We start from the raw sequence: 23,944 nt of genomic DNA on the forward strand, positions 1-23,944 counted from the left end.
GACCTGCGTCAGACCAGTTGGTGGCGCAAAAGCCGGCGGCTCATTGCCAGCCCGGCACTCCATGCATGTCGGGCAGGTGATGGGCAATGCCCTTGTGGCAATCGATGCAGGTCTTTTCGCCGGTGAACAGGAAGCGCTGGTGAGCCACCGAGGCGCGCGGGGACTGCTTGGTGATATCCATCGATTCAGCGCTGTGACAGTTGCGGCATTCGAGTGAATCGTTGGCCTTGAAGCGCGCCCATTCATGCAGCGCGAGCTCGAGCCGCTTGTCGACGAACTTGTCGCGGGTGTCGATGAAGCCGAACACATGGCCCCAAACCTCCTTCGAGGCCTGCATCTTGCGCGCGATCTTGTCGGTCCAGTTGTGTGGAACGTGACAGTCCGGGCAGGTGGCGCGAACGCCGGAGCGATTGCTGAAATGGATGGTCGATTTCAACTCCGCAAATACATTCTCGCGCATCTCGTGGCAGCCGGTGCAGAACTTCTCGGTATTGGTCAGTTCGAGCGCGGTATTGAAGCCGCCCCAGAAGATCACGCCGGCGGCGAAGCCGGCGATCACCAGCACGCCGAGCCCGAACACCGTGCTCGGCCGCACCAGCACATCCCACAGCTCGCGCGCAAAGGCCCACGCACGCCGTAGCAGGCCCTCGTTCGAGGTCTTCGGATCGGCCGCGCTCATCGGCGGCCGCCCGGAGCCGCGCGGCTCAGCATCGTGTCGATGTCGACGAAGTCGTTGCTGACAGGTGGGTTGGTCACGCTCTGCGGGACGTGACATTCGGTGCAGAAGAACCGGCGCGGCGAAATCGACGCCAGGAACTGGCCGTCGCGATCCATGAAATGTGTGATCGAGACCATCGGCGCCTGCGACTCGCCTGTGCGGGCACGTGCGTGGCAGGACAGGCATTTGTTGCTGTTGAGGTCGACCTGGTAGCCATCGATCGAATGCGGGATGACGGGAGGTTGCTCGGGATAGTTCCTGACCTCCCGCTCCGACGTGTTGCGCGTCGGCGCCATCGGCGGCGCAGGCCCTTCATCGTTGAGCGGTGTCGGCCCGCGCAGCCCGGAATTGAGCGACTGCGCTGCCAACGTGCCTGTGCCGGCCCCGATCGCCAACACCAGCAGGACGATGTGCAGGTTCCTGGTCATGACTGCTGCACCTTCTCGATGCGCACGGCACATTTCTTGAAATCGGTCTGCAGCGAGAGCGGATCGGTGGCATCGAGCGTCACCTTGTTGATCAGCTTCGACTCGTCGAACCAGGGCACGAACACGAGGCCGCGCGGCGGACGGTCGCGGCCGCGGGTCTCCAGCCGCGCCCGGATGAAGCCGCGGCGCGAGATCACCTTGACCTCGTCGCCGCGCCGTAGCTTGGCCTCCTGCGCATCATCCGGATGCATGAAGCAGACCGCCTCGGGAAACGCCCGGTAAAGCTCGGGCACGCGCCGGGTCATGGTGCCGGAATGCCAGTGTTCCAGCACGCGGCCGGTAGAGAGCCAGAGGGGGTATTCGCCATCGGGCGATTCCGCCGGCGGTTCGTAGGGAAGCGCAAAGATGCGCGCCTTGCCATCCGCAAAGCCGTAGAACTGCACGCCCCTGCCCTGCCCGACGAACGGGTCCGAGCCTTCGCGGAAGCGCCACTTCGTCTCCTTGCCGTTGACGACGGGCCAGCGCAGCCCACGCTCGCTGTGATAGGTGTCGAACGGCGCGAGGTCGTGACCGTGGCCGCGGCCGAAGCCGGCATATTCCTCGAACAGCCCTTTCTGGACGTAGAATCCGAACGCCTTCGATTCATCGTTGGCGTAGCCCGCCTCGATGTCGGAGAGCGGAAATCTGTCGACCTGGCCGTTGCGATAGAGCACGTCGAACATCGTCTTGCCGCGGTACTCCGGCTTCTTCGCCAGCAGTTCCTCCGGCCAGACTTCCTCGATCTTGAAGCGCTTCGAGAACTCCATCAATTGCCAGAGATCGGAACGCGACTCGCCCGGCGCAGTCACGAGCTGGTGCCAGAACTGCGTGCGCCGCTCAGCGTTGCCGTAGGCGCCCTCCTTCTCGACCCACATCGCGGTCGGCAGGATCAGGTCGGCGCCGAGCGCCGTGACGGTCGGATAGACTTCCGACACCACGATGAAATTGTCGGGATTGCGGAAGCCCGGATAGATCTCCTCGTTGATATTGGGACCGGCCTGCAGATTGTTGTTCACCTGCACCCAGTAAGCGTTGAGCAGACCGTCCTTCAGCATCCGGCTTTGCAACACCGCGTGATAGCCCGGCTTGTCCGGGATCGTGCCTTCCGGCAGTTTCCAGATCTCTTCCGCCTTGTCGCGATGCGCCTTGTTGGTGACGACCATGTCGGCCGGTAACCGGTGCGAGAAGGTACCGACCTCGCGCGCGGTGCCGCAGGCCGAGGGCTGGCCGGTCAGCGAGAACGGACTGTTGCCCGGCTCCGAGATCTTCCCGGTCAGGAGGTGAAGATTGTAGACGAGGTTGTTGCACCAGACGCCGCGGGTGTGCTGGTTGAAGCCCATGGTCCAGAAGCTGACGACCTTGGTCTTCGGGTCGGCGTAAAGCTCGGCCAGCGCCTCCAGGCGATTGAGCGGAACGCCCGACATCTTCGCCGCCTTCTCCAGCGTGTAGTCGGCGACGAATTTGACATAGTCGTCGTAGCTCATGTCGGTGGCATCGTTGGCCTTGGCCGCGCCCGTCGCCTTCTTCTGCAGCGGATGATCGGGCCTCAAGCCGTAGCCGATGTCGGTCTGGCCGCGCTTGAACACGGTATGCGCCGTGACGAAATCCTTGTTCACGCGTCCGGTCTTGATGATGTGATTGGCGATCGCATTGAGCATGTAGAGATCGGAGTGCGGCGTGAACACGATCCCGATGTCGGCGAGATCGAACGAGCGGTGTTCGAAAGTCGAAAGCACGGCGACCCGCACATGCGAGGCCGAGAGCCTGCGGTCGGTGACCCGCGTCCACAGGATCGGATGCATCTCCGCCATGTTGGAGCCCCACAGCACGAAGGCGTCTGTAGCCTCGATGTCGTCGTAGCAACCGGCCGGCTCATCCATGCCGAAGGTGCGCATCATGCCGACCACTGCGGAGGCCATGCAGTGGCGTGCGTTGGGATCGATGTTGTTGGAACGGAAGCCGGCCTTGAACAGCTTCGAAGCCGCATAGCCCTCCCAGATCGTCCATTGGCCGGAGCCGAACATGCCGATGCCGCTCGGCCCGCGCTGCTTCAGCGCCGCCTTGAACTTCTCGGCCATGATGTCGAACGCTTCGTCCCACGAGACCGGGGTGAAGTCCCCGTTCTTGTCATACTTACCGTTGGTCTTGCGCAACATCGGCTGCGTCAGGCGATCATGGCCGTACATGATCTTGGAGAGGAAGTAGCCCTTGACGCAGTTGAGGCCGCGATTGACCTCGGCCTTGATGTCGCCATGGGTGGCAACGACGCGATTGTCCTTGGTCGCCACCATGACGCTGCAGCCGGTGCCGCAGAAGCGGCAAGGCGCCTTGTTCCAGTCGAGTTCGCTGGCATCGCGCTCGGTGACGAGATTTGCGGCGACCGACGCGACCGGCATTCCACCGGCGGCCGCGGCGATGGCGGCGGCCTCGAGCTTCAGCATCTGGCGGCGGTCGAGCTTGGTTTCGGTCATGGCTGGTCTCTCCGGCGCGCTTCAGCAGACGTCGATGGCGTGAAACACCAGCGAGGCGGAATGGACGTGCGGCAACAGGGCGATCGTGTTCAGCGTCGCCCCGAGCGCGCCGGCATCGGGGGCATCGACCACGACAACGAGCTTGCCCCTGGGATCGCGGCCGAAGATCTCGCAGCCGGACAGCGCGAGGATGGCGGCTTCGACCGCATCGAGGCGCTCGGGCCGGGCCTGGACCAGGATGCTGGCGATCTCGTCGCCGGGTGGCGCCACGACGCGCTCCATCGTCAGCTGGCGGCCGGTGATCAGCGTACGGCGATTGATTGCGGTGTCGCGCACGGTGTCGCTCCCTGTCTCAATGTGGCGGAGGCGCACCGGGCGGGCCGGCGACCATCTGGTAAATCCAGACCGCGAGCCCGTATGAGCCCACCGTCGCGACCGCGAGCCCCGGCATCAGGATGGCGGTCAGGAACAGGAAGGCGAAGATTTCCATCCGCGTTCGGCGAAGCCGCGCGCTCGCGTCGCTGTCTGCGACCGCCATGACCGTGTCTCTCATTCAGGACGTTGGAGGGACGGCATCCGGGCCGCTGCCTTGGGCGTCAATCTAGTGAGCGCCGGTCACCCAACATTGATTCAGATCAACGGGCGGCGCAGAGGCCTCGCGCAGCGAATTTGGCTCGCCGTGTCACCGTGATGCTTGGCGACTGATTGTCGGCATCAACCACCCTCGCCGCTCTCGGCATCACCGCCCTCATCGCCCGGCACATATTCCAATATGTCCCCCGGCCGGCAGTCCAACTCGCGGCAGATCGCCGACAGTGTCGAGAAGCGCATCGCCTTGGCCTTGCCGGTCTTCAGGATCGACAGGTTCTGAATCGAAATGCCGATCGCGTCCGCAAGGTCTCCGAGGCGGCGCTTGCGCTTGGCGAGCATGACATCGAGGTTCACCACGATGGGCACCGGCATCACCTCAGATCGTCAGCTCGTTTTCGGACTGCAGCAGGATGGCGTGCTCGATCACGAACTTCAGCGCCATCAGGAAGACGCCGCCGGCGACGGTGCTGACGTCGACGCCGTAGCTCGGCAGGAAGAATTTGATGTCGCCGAGTTGATACAAGGCATAGCTCACCGCAACGGTCGTGATCGTATCCACAAACGGCCAGACCACCAGGAAGATCCCCATCCACCAGACACCTTGCAGCGTTTCGGACACGAAGATCCGCCCGTTGGCGAATCGATTGACCATGCGATGAAGGATGCCGATCAACACCGCGTAAAACGATACCCCAAGCGCGAACAGCGACCAGAACAGCACCTGGCCCTTGGCCGACATGGTGAGCGGGTTGGCGACGATGGCGGCGCATTTGGCCTGCTCGCCGGTGAGGCTTTCGGCGATCGTGACCGAGGCGGTGGTGGTGCGGTAATAGGCGAGCCACAGCACCACCGGCAGCGCGGCCCAGATTACCCAGAACGCCCGATCGAGCCTTCGAAACCAAAGCTGGCGCTGCTCGCGAACCGATTTCCCCATCGCACCCACCCGAAAAAAATTTTGCCAAACAGGCCATTACGGCTGGGATGCATCATGCCTTGGTAATGTTGTTGACTCAACCTAAAACGTGATTTATTTCATGCTTATCATGAAATTTTTCATGAATAAGGTGGATGATGACTTTACCCGCAGATAGTAATGGCCAGCTCAAGGCCCTAAAGCAGCTGATCCACGCTCACCTTACCCGCCGCCTGATCGTGGCGGCGTTGCACATCCCGCTCCTCGGCGGCACCGCCGACGCCGCCAAAGCCACCGACAAGGCCAACGATCCGGCCGGCGTTTGGCTGACCCAGTCCGGCGACGCCAGGATCAAGGTCCACCGCTGCGGCGCCGCGCTGTGCGGCCGTGTCGTCTGGCTGAAGGAGCCGACCGACAAGGCCACCGGCAAGCCGCAGCTCGACGACAAGAATGCCGATCCCGCGCAGCGCACCCGGCCGGTAATGGGCATGTCGCTGTTCATCAACATGCAGCCTGCCGGCCCGAACAAATGGGCGGGCCGGATCTACAACGCCGACGACGGCAAGACCTATGAGAGCTCGGTGACGCTGGTGTCGTCGGGCACGTTGAACGTGCGCGGCTGCATGGGAACGCTGTGCGCGGGCGAAGACTGGACGCGGTGAAGGGATCTGGCCCCGACCCTTCACTCGGCCAAGAAGAAAAGCAAACCCAGTCACTCAAGGCCGCCCATCGGGGCGGCCTTCTTTATGACGGCCGCGCCGCGCGGGCGCGACGGGGGCCGCGGCCCGAAATCCGGCTGCCGGGAACGCCTGATCCAAGGCTCTGGTTTCACGCCGCTTTCCCCCGGATCTGGGATGCCAGGGGCCCAACTATGCTGCAATGCACAGTGGCGAATGCTGCTATGCAAACAAGTCCGTTGCATCTGGCATCTGGTATACATAGTTTGGCTGCAGATGATGCCGGCCCATTGCTGGCCTCCAGTGAAAGGGGACACCAATGTCCAAGACGACTGCTACCGCCATCGCGCTCGCGCCCTCCTCCACCCTGTTCGGCCGCCTGCTGGCTTCGATCGACCGCCTGCTGATGAAGAGCGCGGAGATCTCCAACCGCAACGGCGACCTGCCGCGCTTCGGCCTCTGAGGCACAGCAATTTCCCGGCGCCCTTCGCCGCGCGTGTTTCGCTGCAAGATGCGATCTGACATTGAACCTTCGACCAATGGCCCCGATTTCCGGGGCCATTTTTTTGCGCGCTGAACTAGTGTTCCCGCGCGCCTGAGTCTTCTGCGGCATATGCGCACGCTGCCCATGCGACAGCTTGAACCTTGGCATATCGGATACCAAGATGATCGCGCCGCGCCACAAGCAGAACGACAAAGCGCGCACTGGGAGGATGAATGTCGGACATGGTTCAGGCAACTGCGGCCCCCGCGGCCGCGCGTGTCAGCGACACCTATCGCTGGACGCAACTTGCGATCGGCGTCGCCGCAATGGTGATGATCGCAAACTATCAATACGGGTGGACGTTCTTCGTGCCGGACATCCAGAAGAAGTTTGGATGGGATCGCGCATCGATCCAGTGGGCCTTTACGCTCTTCGTGCTGTTCGAGACCTGGCTGGTGCCGGTCGAAGGCTGGTTCGTTGATAAATACGGTCCGCGCCTCGTCGTGCTGATCGGCGGCATCCTCTGCGCGATCGGCTGGGCGATCAACGCGCAGGCGACCTCGCTGAACGGCTACTATCTCGGCATGATCATCGCCGGCATCGGCGCCGGCGGCGTCTACGGCACCTGCGTCGGCAACGCGCTGAAATGGTTTCCCGACAAGCGCGGGCTTGCGGCGGGCATCACCGCAGCCGGCTTCGGCGCGGGCTCCGCGCTCACGGTCGCGCCGATCCAGGCGATGATCAAGGACTCCGGCTTCCAGACCACCTTCCTGTATTTCGGTCTCGGCCAGGGCATCATCATCGTGCTGCTCGCCTTCTTCCTGCTCGCGCCGAAGGCCGGACAGGTGCCGGCCGTCGTGCAGAACGCCAACATCATCCAGACCCGACGCAATTATCAGCCGACCGAAGTGCTGCGGCAGCCGATCTTCTGGCTGATGTACTTCATGTTCGTGATCGTCGGCGCCGGCGGCCTGATGGTGACGGCGAACCTGAAGCCGATCGCGGTCGACTGGAAGGTCGACAGCGTGCCGGTCACGCTGATGGCGGTGACGATGACGGCCGTGACCTTCGCAGCCACCATCGACCGCGTCCTCAACGGCCTGACGCGTCCGTTCTTCGGCTGGATCTCCGACATGATCGGCCGCGAGAACACGATGTTCATCGCCTTCGGCATGGAAGGCTTGGGCATCTGGATGCTCTACCTCTGGGGCCACGATCCGATCTGGTTCGTGCTGCTCTCGGGCTTCGTGTTCTTCGCCTGGGGCGAGATCTACTCGCTGTTCCCCTCGACCTGCACCGACACGTTCGGCGCCAAGTTCGCGACGACGAATGCGGGCCTGCTCTACACCGCGAAAGGCACCGCGGCGCTGCTAGTGCCGATCGCCAACTACATGCAGCAATCGTCGGGCAATTGGGACAACGTGTTCATCATCGCAGCCGGCGCCAACATCCTGGCCTCGCTGCTCGCGATATCCGTGCTCAAGCCATGGCGGAAAACCGTGGTCGCGAAATCAACGGCGATGGCTTAGGCAACGCGCCACTTCTGCTGACGAAAACGCCCGGCCAATGCCGGGCGTTTTTCATTTTGCGGCACCGATCGCGAGTCCAAATCAGCCCAAAGTATGCCAGTTTTGCTGCGGCGCAGCAGAAAGATGGGCTTGCTTTCTGGAATATAGTATACCAACCTCCCGCCAAGTGCTTGCGACGATACGCCACAACAATTGCGACACTGGGTCACAAGAAGACCAGGCGCGCTCGGGAGGATTTGATGGTTTCCAGCAATACTGCCGCAACACAAGCCCAACCTTCGTTCAGCGGCTTCCGCTGGCTGCAGCTCGTCATGGGCATCGTCTGCATGGCGATGATCGCCAACCTGCAATACGGCTGGACGCTGTTCGTCGATCCGATCGACGGCGCGCATCACTGGGGCCGCGCGGCAATCCAGTTCGCCTTCACGATCTTCGTGGTGACCGAGACCTGGCTGGTGCCGGTCGAGGCCTGGTTCGTCGACAAATACGGCCCGCGGATCGTCATCATGTTCGGCGGCGTGATGATCATGCTGTCCTGGGTGCTGAACTCCTACGCGGATTCACTCACCATGCTGTATGCCGCGGCCGTCATCGGCGGCATCGGCGCCGGCTCGGTCTACGGCACCTGTGTCGGCAATGCGCTGAAATGGTTTCCCGATCGCCGCGGCCTCGCCGCCGGTGCCACCGCGGCAGGCTTCGGCGCTGGCGCGGCGCTGACCGTGGTGCCGATCGCCAACATGATCGCCTCGAGCGGTTACCAGACCGCGTTCTTCGATTTCGGCATCGGTCAAGGCCTGATCGTGTTCCTGCTCGCCTTCTTCATCCAGAAGCCCGCGGTCTCGATCCCGCCGAAGAAGAAGCAGCTCAACCTGCCGCAGACCAAGATCGACTTCACGCCGCCGCAGGTGCTGCGCAGCCCGATCTTCTGGGTGATGTATCTGGTGTTCGTGATGGTCGCCTCCGGCGGCCTGATGGCGGCGGCGCAGATCGCGCCGATCGCCCACGACTACAAGATCGCCACGACGCCGGTCTCGCTCGCCGGCTTCCAGATGGCCGCGCTGACCTTCGCGATCTCGCTCGACCGCATCTTCGACGGTTTCGGACGGCCGTTCTTCGGCTGGGTCTCCGACAATATCGGCCGTGAGCACACCATGTTCATCGCGTTCGGCACCGGCGCGCTGATGCTGCTGACGCTGTCGACCTGGGGTCATAACCCGCTGGTGTTCGTGCTGGCCACCGCGGTTTATTTCGGCGTGTTCGGCGAGATCTACTCGCTGTTCCCGGCGACCTGCGGCGACACCTTCGGCTCGAAATTCGCGACCACCAACAACGGCATGCTCTACACCGCGAAAGGCACCGCAGCGCTCCTGGTGCCGGCCGCCAGCATCGTTGCCGCCAGCTATGGCTGGCAGGCGGTGTTCGTGATCGCGGTCGCCCTCAACGCCACCGCGGCGCTGATGGCGCTGCTCGTGATCAAGCCGATGCGCCGCGCGTTCATCAACGGCAACGAGGCAGCTGCGGCCGCAGCCGAGACCGCGACCAACGCCAAGACGGCCTGAGATGCCGGCCTAGCGAAGACAGCCTGAGATGCCGACCTGATTTGACTGGCGGATTTCGGGATTTCCCGTTGAACTGATGGAGGCGCACTTCGGTGCGCCTCTTTCGTTTGGCGGGCTTAGGAATACCAGATGCCAGAGATACCCAGAGCGGCGGATGACCCGCCTGCTCACCTCCAGTCACAATCGTCTGAAACGTCAGCTATTCTGCCTATTTCAGCTGTTTCCTGGTGATAGATTTCTGCGACGGCGGCGTTGACAATTGGTATTTTGTATACCAGAATCCTATCAACAATAACCAAGGAGGTTGCCATGCAAGTCGGAGATATCCTGCGCAAGAAGACCCCTCGCGTCGCCACGGTTCGCATGAACGAGACGGTGGCGATCGCCGCGCAATTGATGCGCGCCAGCAATATCAGCGCGCTCGTGGTCAAGGATGTCGTTCGCACCGAGGGCAACACCGCCGTCGGCATGTTCACCGAGCGCGACGTGGTGCGCGCGATCGCCGAGCACGGCGCGGCCGGCGCCAGCATGAAGGTCTCGCAACTGGTCTCGGTGCAGCAGCTGGTGTCGTGCACCTCGAGCGACACGCTCGAGCACATCCGTCATCTGATGACCAAGCACCACATTCGCCACGTGCCTGTGATCGACAATTACAGCCTGATCGGCGTCGTCAGCATGCGCGACATCGCGGCCGCGTTCGACGAGGAGACCGCCGCGTCGAAGAAGGACGCTGTGCCGGCGTAACGCCAACCACCGTCATTGCGAGGAGCGGCAGCGACGAAGCAATCCATCGCTCCGCAAGTGGCGAAATGGATTGCTTCGCTTCGCTCGCAATGACGCGGATGAAACAGTGCGCTCCGGGTCCGCGCTCCTGAGCGGTTGACCAAAACTCTTTGCTCTACCCTCGCCTGACCTCCGCGCCCCGGCATTTCCGCATGGGCACGCCGCAGGTCACCGGTAGACATTTGCCGGACAGGACTGCATCCTTCCCTCGACATCCAAAAACAACACCGTGCGCGGCCGTCCGCGTCGCGGAAAATTCCGATGGAAACGAGGGCAGAATGATCAAGACACGGTTCACCGAAATGTTCGGCGTCGACCACCCGATCGTGCAAGGCGGCATGCAATGGGTCGGCCGCGCGGAGCTGGTTGCCGCCGTCGCCAATGCCGGCGCGCTCGGCATGATCACCGCGCTGACGCAGCCGACGCCGGACGATCTGCGCAAGGAGATCGCGCGCTGCCGCGAGCTGACCGACAAGCCGTTCGGCGTGAACCTCACCATCCTGCCCGCGATCAAGCCGCCGCCCTACGCCGAGTATCGCCAGGCCATCATCGAGAGCGGCATCAAGATCGTCGAGACCGCCGGCAACAAGCCGCAGGAGCATGTCGACGAGTTCAAGAAGCACGGCGTCAAGGTGCTGCACAAGTGCACCAGCGTGCGCCACGCGCTGTCCGCCGAGCGGATGGGCGCCGACGCGATCTCGATCGACGGCTTTGAATGCGCCGGCCATCCCGGCGAGGACGACACGCCCGGCCTGATCCTGATTCCGGCCGCGGCCGACAAGGTGAAGATCCCGATGATCGCCTCCGGCGGCTTCGGCGATGCCCGCGGCCTGGTGGCAGCGCTGGCGCTCGGTGCCGAAGGCATCAACATGGGCACGCGCTTCATGTGCACCAAGGAGAGCCCGATCCATCAGCTCGTCAAGGAACGCATCGTCGCCAATGACGAGCGCGAGACCGAGCTGATCTTCCGCACCATGCGCAACACCTCGCGCGTCGCCAAGAATGCGATCTCGACCAAGGTCGTTGCGATGGAGAAGGAAGGCGCCAAGTTCGAGGACGTCCGCGAACTGGTCGCCGGCGCCCGCGGCAAGATGGTCTACGCGACCGGCGATGCCGACGAGGGCATCTGGTCGGCCGGCCAGGTGCAGGGCCTGATCCACGACATCCCGTCCTGCGCTGAACTGATCTCGCGCATCGTGCACGAGGCGGAAGCGATCATCCGCGAACGGCTGGAGGCGATGATGTCCGGTGGCAAGCGCCAGGCTGCGGAGTAAGTCTCAAGAAGTGATCCGTCACCCTGAGGAGCGCGAAGCGCGTCTCGAAGGGTCGACGGCCACCAGCCGGGCCGTTCATCCTTCGAGGCTCGCTCCGCTCGCACGTCCGGCGACAAAAGGCGGAGCCTTTGCGCGGGGATGACGGGGATAATGCGCATCGCCTTATCCACGTCATTGCGAGCGAAGCGAAGCAATCCATCGGGCGGCATACGCGGAAGCATGGATTGCTTGGTCGCTATCGCTCCTCGCAATGACGGGGTGAACGGATTCACAGCCTCGCAGGATCACGGTACACATACTGCCGAGTTAAGCCACTCAAACGAGAACAAGCCCATGAAAGCTTACGTATACGGCGCCAACGGCCCTGAAATCACCGACGTCGCAAAGCCCATCCCGAAGGGCACCCAGGTGCTGGTCAAGGTTCACGCCTGCGGGCTGAACCGCGCCGATCTCGGCATGACCAAGGGCCACGCACACGGCGCAGCCGGCGGCATCGGCACCGTGCTCGGCATGGAATGGGCCGGCGAGGTTGCCGAGCTCGGTCCCGACGCCAAAGGCGTCAAGGTCGGCGACAAGATCATGGGCTCGGGCGGCGCGGCGTTCGCCGAGTACACGCTCGCCGATCATGGCAGGCTGTTTCGCAGCTCCTCGAACATGAATTTCGACGAGGCCGCCACCCTGCCCGTCGCGCTCACCACCATGCACAACGCCGTCGTCACGTCAGGCGCGTTGCAGCCCGGCCAGACCGTGCTGATCCAGGGCGCGAGCTCCGGCGTCGGCCTGATGGCAATGCAGATCGCAAAGCTGAAAGGCGCCAAGCTCGTCGTGGGCTCCTCGACCGACGCGATGCGCCGCGGCCGCTTGACGGAATTCGGCGCCGATCTTGCGGTGGATTCCAAGGATCCCGCCTGGGTCGATCAGGTGTTGCAAGCGACCAATGGCGAAGGCGTCGATCTGATCGTCGACCAGGTCTCCGGATCGGTCGCCAACCAGAATCTCAAAGCGACCAAGGTCAACGGCCGCATCGTCAATGTCGGCCGGCTCGGCGGCACCCACGGCGACTTCAACTTCGACCTGCACGCGGCGCGCCGCATCCAGTATATCGGCGTCACCTTCCGCACCCGCACGATCGAGGAGATCCGCGAGATCTTCGAGGCGGTGCGCAAGGACATCTGGCCCGCCGTCGAGGCGCGCAAGCTGCAGCTGCCGATCGACCAGGTCTACAAATTCGCCGACATCGGCAAGGCCTTCGAGCACATGGAAGCCAACAAGCACCTCGGCAAGATCGTGGTGACGCTGTAGCGGGGTGCGCAGCGCGGAGCGTATCCGCCATCTTCTACCGGATGCACGGCGGATGACGCCGGAGCCTGTCATCGGGCCGCGCTTCGCGCGAACCCGGTGGGCCAATCCGCCCTCCGAGCCGGCGTTAACGACGATTAACGACTTCCCGCCTGAGCGAAATCGCTTGGCAGTTTGTTAGAATTTGCTGGGTAACTCGTCCAGACGAAGCGGTCTGGGGAAAGATATGGCAAAGCGGGCAAAGCGTGCGAAGACGGAGACGCTCGCGCTACCGGTGGCCGGAAGAGTTGCAATCGGCGCCATGGCCGCTGCCGCATTGGGGTACGGTTTGCTGTCTCGCCCGGCGAGCATTCAACCGACAAAAAAATCGACCGCGCATCAAGTCCTCGCGCTGTCAACTCCAGCTCCAGCCCGCACACCAACTCCGGTTCACATACCAGTGCCAGTTCCGGCTCCGGTCTCGGCTCCTATCGCGCCCCCGTCGCCTCGGATCGAAACACCAAAAGCCGCTGTCGCCCCCGGAAGACTTGATCGGCAGGTGGTTGACTACGTCAGCCGCCAGACGCCGGGCACCGTCGTCATCGATACCGAAAACACATTCCTCTATCTCGTTCTGAACGACGGGCAAGCGATGCGCTACGGCATCGGTGTCGGCCGCGAAGGCTTCACATGGTCCGGTGAACAGACCGTGGCCCGCAAAACAGCATGGCCGGATTGGCGCCCGCCTTCGGAGATGATTTCGCGTCAGCCTTATCTGCCGCGGTTCATGGCGGGCGGTCCCGGAAATCCGCTTGGCGCTCGGGCGATGTATCTGGGCGAGACCGAATATAGAATTCACGGCACCAACAAACCCGATACGATCGGGAAGCGGGTCTCATCCGGCTGCATCCGGCTGACCAATGACGACGTCACGGATCTTTATGAGCGGGTGAAAATCGGAGCCAAAGTGATCGTGCTTCCAGCAACATCAGCCCATCGATCATCCCCGGGAACGCCACCCGACGCCGCCTTCCAAACACCGGACCAGGCATCGCCGTCGCAACGGTCGTGATCGACTTGGTTGCATCACGGAGAAGCGCGCGGCGCGCGCGTACTTGTGAGCCGGCCGGAAGAAGAGCCGCATGTGAAGCCCAACACCGGGACCAGCGATGCCGTGCCGTCTTTTCGCGCGCGATGTTCAGCTCACCGGTCCGGGACTCCAATAATCCCCGGCAAGCGGGCTGACTTTTACATCATTGATGACCCCGAGCTGCAGGCTGGGATCGAAATAGCTCATCGTCCGCTCATTGAGGTCAATGATGCGGCCAGGCCTGAGTGGCCCCACATCGTTGATCTTGACGATGACCTTCTTGCCTGCCGCCTCGACCAGGGCATATTTCGGCCTTGCGCCGAATTCGACCCCGCCAAACTTTCGACGCAGACTTGTCTTGATGGCGGCCGCCCAGGCCGAGCGATCATAGCGCTCGCCGGAAGCAGTGCTCGGACCGCCTTCCTCCTTGCCGGGCTTGAACGGATTGTACATGGATGCCGCGCCAACGATCGTATCCCCACAAGCAGCATTGACGACATCGCTTGAATGAACCGCACCGATTTCACTTCCAGCAGCTCGGCCAAAAATGGTGAGCGCAACTACGGCGCCGCAAACTGCGGCGCTCGAGCCGAACAGCATCATAACTCCTTGACTGATTTTTCTCGCGTTCGGTTCCCGATTCCGCAGAACATGGCGAGTGACCGTGGAGGTGTTAACTCGAGGCCAGTTCTTTGCGGATTCGTGCCAATTCCGGCGACGGAACCATTGTGGGAACCGCAGCGGTCCCACACAGTATTTTAGTTGCCGCCGACTAAGACAGAGATTGCGTCAGCAGCATGACTGAACAGAACGTTTTCGGGGCGCGTGAACAGTGTGGCGACGTCACATTCCGCACCCGCTCGATTACGGAGATCTGCGAGATCTTCGACGAGTGCGCAAGGACATCTGGCCCGCGCCTGAAGCGCGCAAGCTGCAGCTGCCAATCAAGCAGGTCGACAGATTCGCCGACATCGCAAGGCGCTCGATGATCGTGGCGACGTGGGGGCCGTAGGATGGGTAGAGCGCAGCGAAACCCATCATCTCACCGCACGGCTCGCAAGCGATGGGTTTCGCTTCGCTCTATCCATCCTACGGTGCTGCATCGAGGCGCTGTTGCCGGGGAGATTCGATGATCATCGCATCGACGGCTACCAGTCGTCGTAGAGCCACTCCCTTGGCGGCATCCGAGGCGGCCCTCTCGCGTAGGGCGGCTCATATGTTCGCTGGGGCTTGCGAGGGCTCGGAGCCGGCTGCGTTGGAGGCGGCTGCGTCGGAGGCGCCGACGCCTTCTGCTCGGAAACCTTCGCAAGCGCCCGCTTCAATTCCTCCTGGCTTGCCTTGAGCTGCTCGATGGCTTTGGAGCTCTCGCGCGCCGTTTGTTGCTGCTCCGCCTTGAGCTGCTCGATGTTTCGCTGCACGTTCGCGAGATCGCGCGCGATGGTTTGCAGCAGCTCGGTCCCATCCGGAGCCGCTGCAGGAGCCGGCGGCGCGGTGTCCGGCGTTGCTTTCGGCGCGGCGTCCTGCGTTGCGGCCGGCGGCGCGGGCGCCGGTTGCGGCGGCGCAGGCTCCGCCGCGGCAACTTGAACGGCAGATGGAGCCCGCTGCGCCGGAAGCGGCGGATCATTCGGCGGCAATGATGGCGCCGAAGCGAGCTGCGGCACCCAGCGGGCGACAACCAGCTTGGCTCTCGCACCATAGGACGACTGCGAAGCCAGCACAGCGACGACGATACACGCCGCTATCGACAAGGCGGCAAGGGCCCGGAAAGCCGGCCTTCCGGACGATGATTGCGCGCCAGGTCCGGACGAAGCAGGTCCGGTGGAAGCACCAGGACCGGATGAAGCGGCAGGTCCGGCCGAGGGCGGGACAGGTTCAGCCGACGCTGGCGACGGTGGCGACAGTGCCGACGGTGGGGGCGCAGCGTCGCGCTCCATCTTTGCAAGCCGCTCGCTCAAGCGCGTGAGCTCTTCATCCGCGCGGACGATCTGCTTGTGGGCTTCCGCAAGCCGTTCATCGGCGCTCACAGCTGGGCCCGCGCCAGCTTCACCTGCATTCGGAGTGGGTGTGGAGTTCATTGGCGTGTCCCTCTTCCGTCCAATGTCATCCAAGACTGCCGTCTCGGTATTCGTCAGGGTCGATCAGCGCCCAGCCTCCCGTTCAGTCTTGTCCAAGCTATGGCATGATAGCGTGCTTGACGTCTCGTGATAAGCGGGATCGCCTTCTTGCGGCGATGAGAATTGTTGCCATCGCGCGAGGACCATCGGTGTCGTCCTGGCGAAAGCCAGGACCCATTACCCCGATTGCCAGTTCTGACGCGATGCAGTGGCTACAGCTCAGTTCAACGACACGACCCTGTGGTTGTGGGTCCTGGCTTTCGCCAGGACGACAGCGTGATTTTGGCGCGAAGGTGCTCTTGCAAGTGAGTTGCGATTGCGCATGGCGAACGACGACTGACACTTGATGTTCACGGACTCCCTGCTACACCGCCGCCCATGACCTCTTCAAACACCAGCACATCCTCGACCAAGACATCCGTCGCCGCGATCTCGATCCTTGCCAGCGGCAGCATGGCCGTCGCGAAATTCGTCGTCGGCATCGCCATCGGATCGCTGGCCTTGATCTCCGAGGCGCTGCACTCCTCGATCGACCTGGTCGCCACCATCATCACCTGGGCGGTGGTGCGGGTGTCGGATCAGCCGGCCGACGCCGAACATCATTACGGCCATGGCAAGTTCGAGAGCGTTTCGGCGCTCGGCATCATCGCCATGCTCTATGTGCTGGCCGGCGGCATCCTGGTGCAGGCCTACAGCCATTTGCGCGAGGGAGCCCCGCCGCCGTCGATCTCGGCCATCCCCTTCATCGTTCTCCTCCTCGATATCGGCGTCAATCTGTGGCGCGCCCGCGCGCTGCACCGCGCCGCGCGCGACACCAAGAGCCAGGCGCTGGCCGCCGACGCGCTGCACTTCGCCTCCGACGTGATGGGCTCGACCGCCGTCATCGTCGGCCTGGTGCTGGCGGGCTTCGGCTTCTGGTGGGGCGACGCGGCGGCGGCGATCGCGGTCGCCGTGATGATCGCCCTGCTCGGCCTGCGCATGGCGCGGGAGACGGTCGAGACCCTGCTCGACCGCGCGCCCGAAGGCGCGCTGGAAAAGGCCACCGCGGCCATCAAGGCCGTACCGGGCGTGGTCGACGTCGACCGGCTGCGGGTCCGCATGGTCGGCGCGACGCATTTCATCGATGCCATCGCCAAGGTGCCGCGCACCTACCCGATCGACCGCGTCGAGGACATCAAGCGCCGGGCGCAGGAGGCGATGAGCAAGGCGTTCGGCGATGCCGACCTCACCTTCACCGCGGTGCCGGTGGCGCGCGATAATGAGAGCGTGCGCGAACGCATCATGGTGATCGCGCGCAATTCCGGCCTCGCCATCCACCACGTCACCGTGCACGACATCGACGGCAAGCTGATCGTCGGCATCGACCTCGAGGTCGACAGCGACATGGCGCTGGATGCCGCACACGACATCGCCCACGAGCTCGAACGCGCGATCCGCGAGGATTTCGGCGAGGACGTCGAGGTCGACACCCATATCGAGCCGCTGGAGCCGGAACTGCCGTGGGGAACAGACGCCGCGCCCGACCGCGTCGAAGCGATCAAGACCGCGTTGACCGGATTTGCCGATGGCGGCGCGATTCATGACATTCACAATGTGCGGGTGCGCAACACCGACGCCGGCGAGATCGTCAACTTCCATTGCCGCGCCGAGCCTTCGATGAGTGTGATCAAGGTGCACGAAAGCGTCGACGAGATCGAACGCAGACTGCGCCGCGCGTTCCCGACCGTGAAGCGTGTGATCAGTCACGCAGAACCGACGCGCGCGTAATTCTACGGAGCCGTTCTCCTTTCGGACTCACTTTGCGCAACCCGATTCTGTTTTTGACAAGAATTATTTCGCATTAACGAATCGTTGACTCTCGACAGCCCCGGAAATCTGGATTCAAATGATCATGATTCGGATGCATCGTGGGGAGCATCCGAGCCGGGTAAAAATCAGCTTAGAGCGGGGGTCTAAGGCATGGCGCGCGCGCATGCAGCGAACGCGTGCGTCCAATCCGATTCGATCAAAGGATTGGCGCAGTCGATCGCGAAACCGGCCTATCACAGGCTCTTGACGGCCGAGCCTGCACTGCGCCGCGCTGTCCCGACGCTCATCATCGCCTTCCTCATCACGATCTGCCTCGGCGCCTTCGTCCAGGTGATCGACCAGAACCGGCAGAAGCGCGGCGCGATGAAGCGCGACCTTGCCGCACTCTCCGACATCCTCGCCGAACGTCTCGACCGCCTGACCTCGGTGCGCCGCGAGCGACTCGCCAATATCGAGAAGCTGCAGGAGCTGCTGCCGGACCTGATCCCGTCATGGGGCATCGCCTATGGCCGCCACGTCATCATCACCAGCGCCGATCACCGCGTGCTGGCGCGCGTGCCAATCGACGGCGCCGGCGAGAACGACCGCATCCTCGACATCGTCTCGACCGCGCAGCTCCTGATCGCGCCGGGCCAGCAGGGTGCGGTCAGTGACATGACGCTGCCGAACGGCACCGGCGCGCTGGCGATCTCGCAACTCGTCAAGTCGCTGCCCGGCCAGGTCGTCGTCATCCAGGAGATGAACGAGCCGATCTGGGGATCGGACGCCGCGCTCTCGGTGACGCTGTCGGCGACCACGAGCTTCGTGGTGCTGATCCTCGGCTTCGCGTTCCACTGGCAATCGACCCGCGCCCGCGAGGGCGACCTGATCAACGACGCCGTGCGCGGCCGCATCGACACCGCGCTCAACCGCGGCCGCTGCGGATTGTGGGACTGGGACCTGTCGCGCGGCAGGATCTTCTGGTCGCAGTCGATGTTCACGCTGCTCGGTCTCGACAGCCGCAACGACCTCCTCACCTTCGGCGAGGTCAACGCGCTGGTGAATTCGGACGACATCAACCTGTTCGACATCGCCGACCAGCTGATCTCGAACAAGATCGATCACATCGACCAGAGCTTCCGCATGCGCCATGTCGGCGGCCACTGGATCTGGCTGCGCGTGCGCTGCGAGCTCAGCCACGCCGCCGCCGACGGCGGCCTGCACCTGATCGGCATCGCGGTCGACATCACCGAGCAGAAGAGCCTCGCCGAGAAGTCGGTGGAAGCCGACCTGCGGCTGCGCGACGCCATCGAGACCATTCCGGAGGCCTTCGTGCTCTGGGATGCCGATGATCGCCTCGTGCTCTGCAACTCGCATTTCCAGCGGCTGCACAAGCTGCCCGATATCGCCGTCAGCCCCGGCACCTCCTACGAGACCGTGATCGAGGTCGGCAGCATGCCCGAGGTGCGCACCCGCCTGCACGAGAGCGGCGTGCCGGCGCCGGGCGCGCGCACCTTCGAGGCCCAGCTCGACGACGGCAGCTGGCTGCACATCAGCGAGCGCCGCACCAAGGACGGCGGCTACGTCTCCGTCGGCACCGACATCACCCGCATCAAGGCGCACGAGCAGAAGCTGGTCGACAACGATCTGCGCCTGCGCGCCACCGTGATTGATCTGCAGCGCTCGCAATCCGAGCTGGAGCGGCAGGCCGTCGAACTCGCCGACCTCGCCGAGAAATACTCGCAGGAAAAGACCCGCGCCGAGGACGCCAACGCCGCGAAGTCGAAATTCCTCGCCAATATGAGCCATGAGCTGCGCACGCCGCTCAACGCCATCATCGGCTTCTCCGAGATCATGGGCAGCGGCCTGTTCGGCACGCTCGGCTCGGACAAGTACGAGGAGTACTGCCACGACATCCTGACCTCGGGAAAATACCTGCTCGAGGTCATCAACGACATTCTCGACATGTCGAAGATCGAGGCCGGCCGCATGAAGTTCGACATGGAGCCGCTCGACCTCTCCGGCATCCTCGCCGAGTCGCTGCGTGTGGTCTCGGGCCGCGCCGAGCACAAGGGCCTGTCGCTGGAATCGGATATCGAAAGCACGATCTCGGTCGTCGCCGACCGCCGCTCGGTCAAGCAGATCATCGTCAACCTGCTCTCCAACGCCGTGAAGTTCACGCCCGACAACGGCCGCGTGCTGGTGCGCGGCCAGATGCTCGACGACTCGATCGTGCTGCTGATCGCCGACAGCGGCATCGGCATCGCGCCGGAATCGCTGCGGCGGCTCGGCAAGCCGTTCGAGCAGGTCGAGAGCCAGCTCACCAAAAGTTACCAAGGCTCGGGCCTCGGGCTTGCGATCGCCCGCTCGCTCACCAACCTGCACGGCGGCTCGATGAAGCTGCGCTCCAAGCTCGGCGTCGGCACCGTCGTCCGCATCACCCTGCCCCGCGATCCGCGGCCCTACCAGACCAGGCTGCCGGAAGCGGCCTGAGCCCCAACTACTTCGCGAGTGCCTCTTCCAGCAGCGCCGGATCGCCGAGAACGGCGAGCGTCTCGCGCGGCGTGAGATGATCGACTGCCTCCTCGAAGCTGTCGCTTGCTTCGATCCGCGCGCGCGCCACCGCGCGGTGAAGGTCGATCTCGCCCGGACCGTCGCGCCGCGCCGGCGGAAGCGATGACAGATGCCGATGCCGCAGGCCGGTATCCTGCCGCAGCGCCGCGAGCGCCGGGGCCGATGCGTGGGCAGGCTTCGCCGCCAGCTCGTTGGCGCGGACCAGCACGCTCGGTGGTCCGCTCTCCTCCGGCGTCACGAACAGCGCGCGCATCGCGGGCTTGGCCGTCCAGGCTCCGATCGGGATCGCAAACAGAAGGCCAACGATCACCGGCGACATCCACAGCAGCAGCGGCAACGACACGGCATAGGCGCTGGCGGCCATCGCGACGCCGCAGGCGGTCGGGACGCCGTATTTCCGATATAGCTCCCGCCGTTCGACCTCGCCGTCGTCGCGCCGCTGCGTCTGCCAGCCGGCGTCGCGGCCGAGCAGGATCTCGACCACCGCGATCGACTGGAACACCATCATGACCGGCGCGATCATCGCGGATATCAGCACCTCGGCGATGACGCCGGTAAACGTCCGGAAGCCGCCGCCGAATTGCCGGCGCATGTCCGAGCGCGTCAGCAACAGGATGAAGCCGAGCAGCTTCGGCACGATCAGCAGCGCCATGGTGAGGCCGAACACCCAGGCGGCGAGCACCGGGTCCTGCGCCGGCCAGTTGGGAAACAGCGAAAAGCCCTTCGGAAAATACTCCGGGCGAATGAAGCGCGCCTGCAACGAGATCAGGATTCCGAGCAGCAGGAACGAGAGCCAGAGCGGCGCGGTGATGTAGGAGCCGATCCCTGTCATGAAATGCAGCCGGGAGATCCAGTGCAGGCGGCGCGTGGTCAGCACCGCGAGATGCTGCAGATTGCCCTGGCACCAGCGCCGGTCGCGCGCGGCGAAATCCAAGAGCGACGGCGGCACCTCCTCGAAACTGCCGCCAAGCGTCGGCGCCATGTAGATGCCCCAGCCGGCGCGGCGCATCAGCGCAGCCTCGACGAAATCGTGGCTCAGGATATGGCCGCCGAACGGCTTGCGTCCGGAGAGTTCAGGCAGGCCCGCCTGCTCCGCGAAGGCCTGGATCCTGATGATCGCATTGTGACCCCAGTAATTGCCCTCGGAGCCGTGCCACCACGCCACACCGGCGGCGACCATCGGTCCGTACAGGCGGCCGGCGAACTGTTGCAGGCGGCTGAACAGGCTGCGCGCATTGACGATGACGGGAAGCGTCTGCAGCAGCGCCGCCTGCGGATTGGTCTCCATGGCGTGAACCATCCGCACCATGGTGTCGCCCGACATCAGGCTGTCAGCGTCGAGCACGAGCATGAACTGGTAGGCGCCGCCAAAGCGCGTGATCCACTCGCCGACATTGCCGGATTTCCGCGCGGTGTTGTCGGCGCGATGCCGGTAGTAGAGCCGTCCGCCGCCGCAGGCCTCGCTGAGCGCGAGGAACGCCTGCTCCTCGGCGATCCAGATATCGGGATCGCGCGTGTCGCTCAGCACGAACCAGTCGAAGCGCTCAGCCTGTCCAGTGGCCTCGATGGACTCATAGATGGCGCGGAGGCGCGCCATCAATTGATGCGGATTCTCGTTATAGGTCGGGAGCAGCACCGCGGTCCGGCTCGCAAGCTGCGGCAACGGACCGTCGACGCGGATCGGCAAGGCATTGCCCTTGCGCCGAAGCAGCACGAAGAAGCCGGCCAGCGCCGAAGCGAACGAAAACGCGATCCAGGCGAGCAGCGCCACGAACAGCACCAGCACCATCCATTCCATGATCGTCACGCCGCCGACCTGGACCACCATGTACATCTCGTAGGCGCCCGCACCGGTCAGCGCCGCCGTCAGCACCAGAATGAACGCGCGACGCATCAACATGCCGGCACCGACCGGCACCGGCTTGCTCACCGCGAGCGGCGGCTCGGCGAGATCGGCCGCCGACATCGCCAGCGGGCTCTCTCGTGGCAGGAATCCGTCGGCCGCCGTGGCGGCGCCGGGATGCGGCGACGTGACTATGGCGCCCATCGATAGACCCAGATCTCCGAGAGTGGCTTGTCATCCTGCGCCAGATGCGCGCGCAGCTCGATCGGATCCTTCTTGACGGCACACTGGAAGCTGAGCCGCCAGCCACCCGTGTTCGGGTTCGGCTGCGTGACGATGTTGGTGATCTCGGCCTTCTCGGCCGACACCACGCCCCTGATACTATCGGGATCGACCCCCTTCAGATTGTCTCCGATCAGATCGAGCACGAACAGCTTGCCGTCCTCGCCGCGGGCACCGATGCCGGTGCGGGTGAAGCGCGCGAGCGAATGCGGCTTCGGTGCGTCGGGTCCCCAATGCAGGCGATAGGTCAGATTGGTCTCGCTCTTCGCCTTGAGCTGTGCCTTAGGCCGCCAGAACGCGGCGATATTGTCGTGAATCTCTTCCTTGGTCGGAATCTCGATCAGGATGACCGCGCCCTCGCCCCAGTCGCCGATCGGCTCGACCCACAGGCTCGGACGCTTCTCGAAGCGCGATTCAATGTCCTGATAGGCGAAGAAATTCTTCTCCCGCTGCATCAGCCCGAAGCCGTGCGGATTGATGTCCTGGAAGGTGCTGATCTGGAGATCGCGCGGATTGCTCAGCGGACGCCACAGGCTCTCGCCCTTGCCGTTGTAGATCGCAAGCCCGTCGGAATCATGCACCGACGGCCTGAAGTCGTCGACCTCGTTGCGATCATTGGGCCCGAAGAAGAACATGCTCGTCATCGGCGCAACGCCGGCATGCTCGAGATCGGCACGCGGATAGAGCGATGCCTCGACATCGAACACCGTGGTCTTCCCGGGTCTGATCGTGAAGCGGTAGCTCGCCGCGCAGCTCTTGCTGTCGAGCAAAGCGTGAATGACCAGCGAGGTCGCGTTGGGCACGGGACGCTCGAGCCAGAACGCCTTGAAGAACGGAAACTCCTCGCCCTTCGCCTCGCCGGTATCGATCGACAGGCCGCGCGCCGACAGGCCGTAGGTCTCATCCTTGGCGACGGCGCGGAAATAGCTCGCGCCCAGGAAGACGCAGACCTCGTCGTAATAGTCCGGCTTGTTGATCGGCGCGTGGACGCGGAATCCGGCAAAGCCGAGGTCGGTCTCGGTGAATGCGGGCACATCCTTGCCGAACGAAAAACTGTCCTTGCTGTAGCTGACTTCGCTGACCTTGCCGTCCGCGACCTCGAAGATCTGGACCTTGTTCTTGTAGAAGAAACCGCGGTGGAAGAACTGCGCTTCGAACGGCAGCTTCTGGCCGCGCCACAGCGCGCGCTCGGGCACGAAGCGGATGGTGCGGTATTGATCGTAGGTCAGATCCTTCAGGCCGCTCGGCAACTTCTCGTCGGGCGCCTCGAACGCCTTGCTCGCAAGGTTGCGGGCGAGGTCCCTCACCATCGATGGATCGAAAGGTGCGTCCGAATTGTTCCCAGCGGCTGCGGCTCCTCGCTGCGGCAACAGCAATAGTGTCGGCAACACGGCCGATCCGTGGAGTAACTGGCGACGATTCAAAGCGGCTCCTCTCGCTGACCGGGACGCCGCAATGAAACCGTCGAGCCGCCGCTGAGTTCCCCGATTGCCGCGCGTACGAGAAGAT

21 protein-coding genes are annotated in these 23,944 nt (G+C 63.8%); 10 read left to right on the forward strand and 11 right to left on the reverse strand.

The annotated features are described in order from the left end of the window. Positions 1 to 40: 40 nt before the first annotated feature. The 7 genes from FBZ93_RS04605 to FBZ93_RS04635 all read right to left on the reverse strand — a co-directional run bounded on the left by FBZ93_RS04605 (position 41) and on the right by FBZ93_RS04635 (position 5,181). Positions 41 to 679: a NapC/NirT family cytochrome c gene (locus FBZ93_RS04605; protein WP_146984805.1), complete on the reverse strand. Its 639-nt coding sequence runs from the start codon at positions 677 to 679 to the stop codon at positions 41 to 43. Next, positions 676 to 1,146, reverse strand: coding sequence for a nitrate reductase cytochrome c-type subunit (locus FBZ93_RS04610; RefSeq protein ID WP_433995379.1), 471 nt, complete (start codon positions 1,144 to 1,146; stop codon positions 676 to 678). Before FBZ93_RS04610 ends, FBZ93_RS04605 begins: the two co-directional genes overlap by 4 nt. Beyond that, positions 1,143 to 3,656 carry a nitrate reductase catalytic subunit NapA gene (gene napA / locus FBZ93_RS04615; protein WP_146984807.1) on the reverse strand — a complete coding sequence of 838 codons (2,514 nt, stop codon included), beginning with the start codon at positions 3,654 to 3,656 and terminating at the stop codon, positions 1,143 to 1,145. The genes FBZ93_RS04610 and napA overlap by 4 nt, the downstream gene beginning before the upstream one ends. 21 nt (positions 3,657 to 3,677) lie before the next feature. After that, a complete protein-coding gene (locus tag FBZ93_RS04620) occupies positions 3,678 to 3,938 on the reverse strand; it encodes a chaperone NapD (protein WP_146985347.1) in 261 nt (86 codons plus the stop codon). Between the two features lie 70 nt (positions 3,939 to 4,008). Beyond that, entirely contained in the window at positions 4,009 to 4,194 is a 186-nt protein-coding gene (napE, locus tag FBZ93_RS04625; protein WP_146984808.1) for a periplasmic nitrate reductase, NapE protein, read from the reverse strand. Positions 4,195 to 4,370: 176 nt separating this feature from the next. Beyond that, positions 4,371 to 4,613: a helix-turn-helix domain-containing protein gene (locus tag FBZ93_RS04630; RefSeq protein WP_024579626.1), complete on the reverse strand. Its 243-nt coding sequence runs from the start codon at positions 4,611 to 4,613 to the stop codon at positions 4,371 to 4,373. A gap of 10 nt (positions 4,614 to 4,623) precedes the next feature. Next, entirely contained in the window at positions 4,624 to 5,181 is a 558-nt protein-coding gene (locus tag FBZ93_RS04635) for a DUF2975 domain-containing protein (protein WP_146984809.1), read from the reverse strand. Positions 5,182 to 5,315: 134 nt separating this feature from the next. Between FBZ93_RS04635 and FBZ93_RS04640 the strand changes: the two genes are divergently transcribed. From FBZ93_RS04640 to FBZ93_RS04670, 8 genes are all read left to right on the forward strand, one after another. Beyond that, a complete protein-coding gene (locus FBZ93_RS04640; protein WP_146984810.1) occupies positions 5,316 to 5,822 on the forward strand; it encodes a DUF2147 domain-containing protein in 507 nt (168 codons plus the stop codon). Between the two features lie 334 nt (positions 5,823 to 6,156). Next, entirely contained in the window at positions 6,157 to 6,300 is a 144-nt protein-coding gene (locus FBZ93_RS40475) for a hypothetical protein (RefSeq protein ID WP_167350175.1), read from the forward strand. A 254-nt stretch (positions 6,301 to 6,554) separates the two neighbouring features. Further along, a complete protein-coding gene (oxlT, locus tag FBZ93_RS04645; RefSeq protein ID WP_146984811.1) occupies positions 6,555 to 7,850 on the forward strand; it encodes an oxalate/formate MFS antiporter in 1,296 nt (431 codons plus the stop codon). A 239-nt stretch (positions 7,851 to 8,089) separates the two neighbouring features. Beyond that, positions 8,090 to 9,409: an oxalate/formate MFS antiporter gene (gene oxlT / locus FBZ93_RS04650; protein WP_146984812.1), complete on the forward strand. Its 1,320-nt coding sequence runs from the start codon at positions 8,090 to 8,092 to the stop codon at positions 9,407 to 9,409. A gap of 309 nt (positions 9,410 to 9,718) precedes the next feature. Continuing rightward, positions 9,719 to 10,153 carry a CBS domain-containing protein gene (locus tag FBZ93_RS04655; protein ID WP_050423996.1) on the forward strand — a complete coding sequence of 145 codons (435 nt, stop codon included), beginning with the start codon at positions 9,719 to 9,721 and terminating at the stop codon, positions 10,151 to 10,153. A gap of 317 nt (positions 10,154 to 10,470) precedes the next feature. Beyond that, a complete protein-coding gene (locus FBZ93_RS04660; RefSeq protein ID WP_146984813.1) occupies positions 10,471 to 11,466 on the forward strand; it encodes an NAD(P)H-dependent flavin oxidoreductase in 996 nt (331 codons plus the stop codon). A 333-nt stretch (positions 11,467 to 11,799) separates the two neighbouring features. Next, positions 11,800 to 12,768, forward strand: a complete 969-nt coding sequence (locus FBZ93_RS04665) for a zinc-binding dehydrogenase (protein ID WP_146984814.1) — start codon at positions 11,800 to 11,802, stop codon at positions 12,766 to 12,768. Between the two features lie 223 nt (positions 12,769 to 12,991). Next, the gene (locus FBZ93_RS04670) at positions 12,992 to 13,816 is read left to right on the forward strand and encodes a L,D-transpeptidase (protein WP_146984815.1); all 825 of its coding nucleotides are present in this window, start codon (positions 12,992 to 12,994) and stop codon (positions 13,814 to 13,816) included. 126 nt (positions 13,817 to 13,942) lie between these two features. Here the strand turns inward: FBZ93_RS04670 and FBZ93_RS04675 are convergent, their stop codons facing one another. After that, entirely contained in the window at positions 13,943 to 14,437 is a 495-nt protein-coding gene (locus FBZ93_RS04675; RefSeq protein ID WP_208763965.1) for a septal ring lytic transglycosylase RlpA family protein, read from the reverse strand. 545 nt (positions 14,438 to 14,982) lie between these two features. Continuing rightward, a complete protein-coding gene (locus FBZ93_RS04680; protein ID WP_146984817.1) occupies positions 14,983 to 15,582 on the reverse strand; it encodes a hypothetical protein in 600 nt (199 codons plus the stop codon). Positions 15,583 to 16,326: 744 nt separating this feature from the next. Between FBZ93_RS04680 and FBZ93_RS04685 the strand changes: the two genes are divergently transcribed. Further along, positions 16,327 to 17,715 (forward strand): cation-efflux pump, encoded by a 1,389-nt coding sequence (locus FBZ93_RS04685; RefSeq protein ID WP_146984818.1) that lies wholly within the window; start codon positions 16,327 to 16,329, stop codon positions 17,713 to 17,715. A 192-nt stretch (positions 17,716 to 17,907) separates the two neighbouring features. Beyond that, entirely contained in the window at positions 17,908 to 20,229 is a 2,322-nt protein-coding gene (locus FBZ93_RS04690; RefSeq protein WP_146984819.1) for a sensor histidine kinase, read from the forward strand. A 7-nt stretch (positions 20,230 to 20,236) separates the two neighbouring features. On the opposite strand, the gene mdoH is transcribed toward FBZ93_RS04690, so the two are convergent. Together mdoH and FBZ93_RS04700 are read right to left on the reverse strand one after the other, a co-directional pair. Continuing rightward, positions 20,237 to 22,357 carry a glucans biosynthesis glucosyltransferase MdoH gene (gene mdoH, locus FBZ93_RS04695; protein ID WP_146984820.1) on the reverse strand — a complete coding sequence of 707 codons (2,121 nt, stop codon included), beginning with the start codon at positions 22,355 to 22,357 and terminating at the stop codon, positions 20,237 to 20,239. Further along, the gene (locus tag FBZ93_RS04700; RefSeq protein WP_146984821.1) at positions 22,345 to 23,859 is read right to left on the reverse strand and encodes a glucan biosynthesis protein G; all 1,515 of its coding nucleotides are present in this window, start codon (positions 23,857 to 23,859) and stop codon (positions 22,345 to 22,347) included. The genes mdoH and FBZ93_RS04700 overlap by 13 nt, the downstream gene beginning before the upstream one ends. Between the last annotated feature and the right edge of the window lie 85 nt (positions 23,860 to 23,944).

Origin of the sequence: Bradyrhizobium macuxiense (assembly GCF_007993935.1) — a bacterium.
GTDB lineage: Bacteria > Pseudomonadota > Alphaproteobacteria > Rhizobiales > Xanthobacteraceae > Bradyrhizobium > Bradyrhizobium macuxiense_A.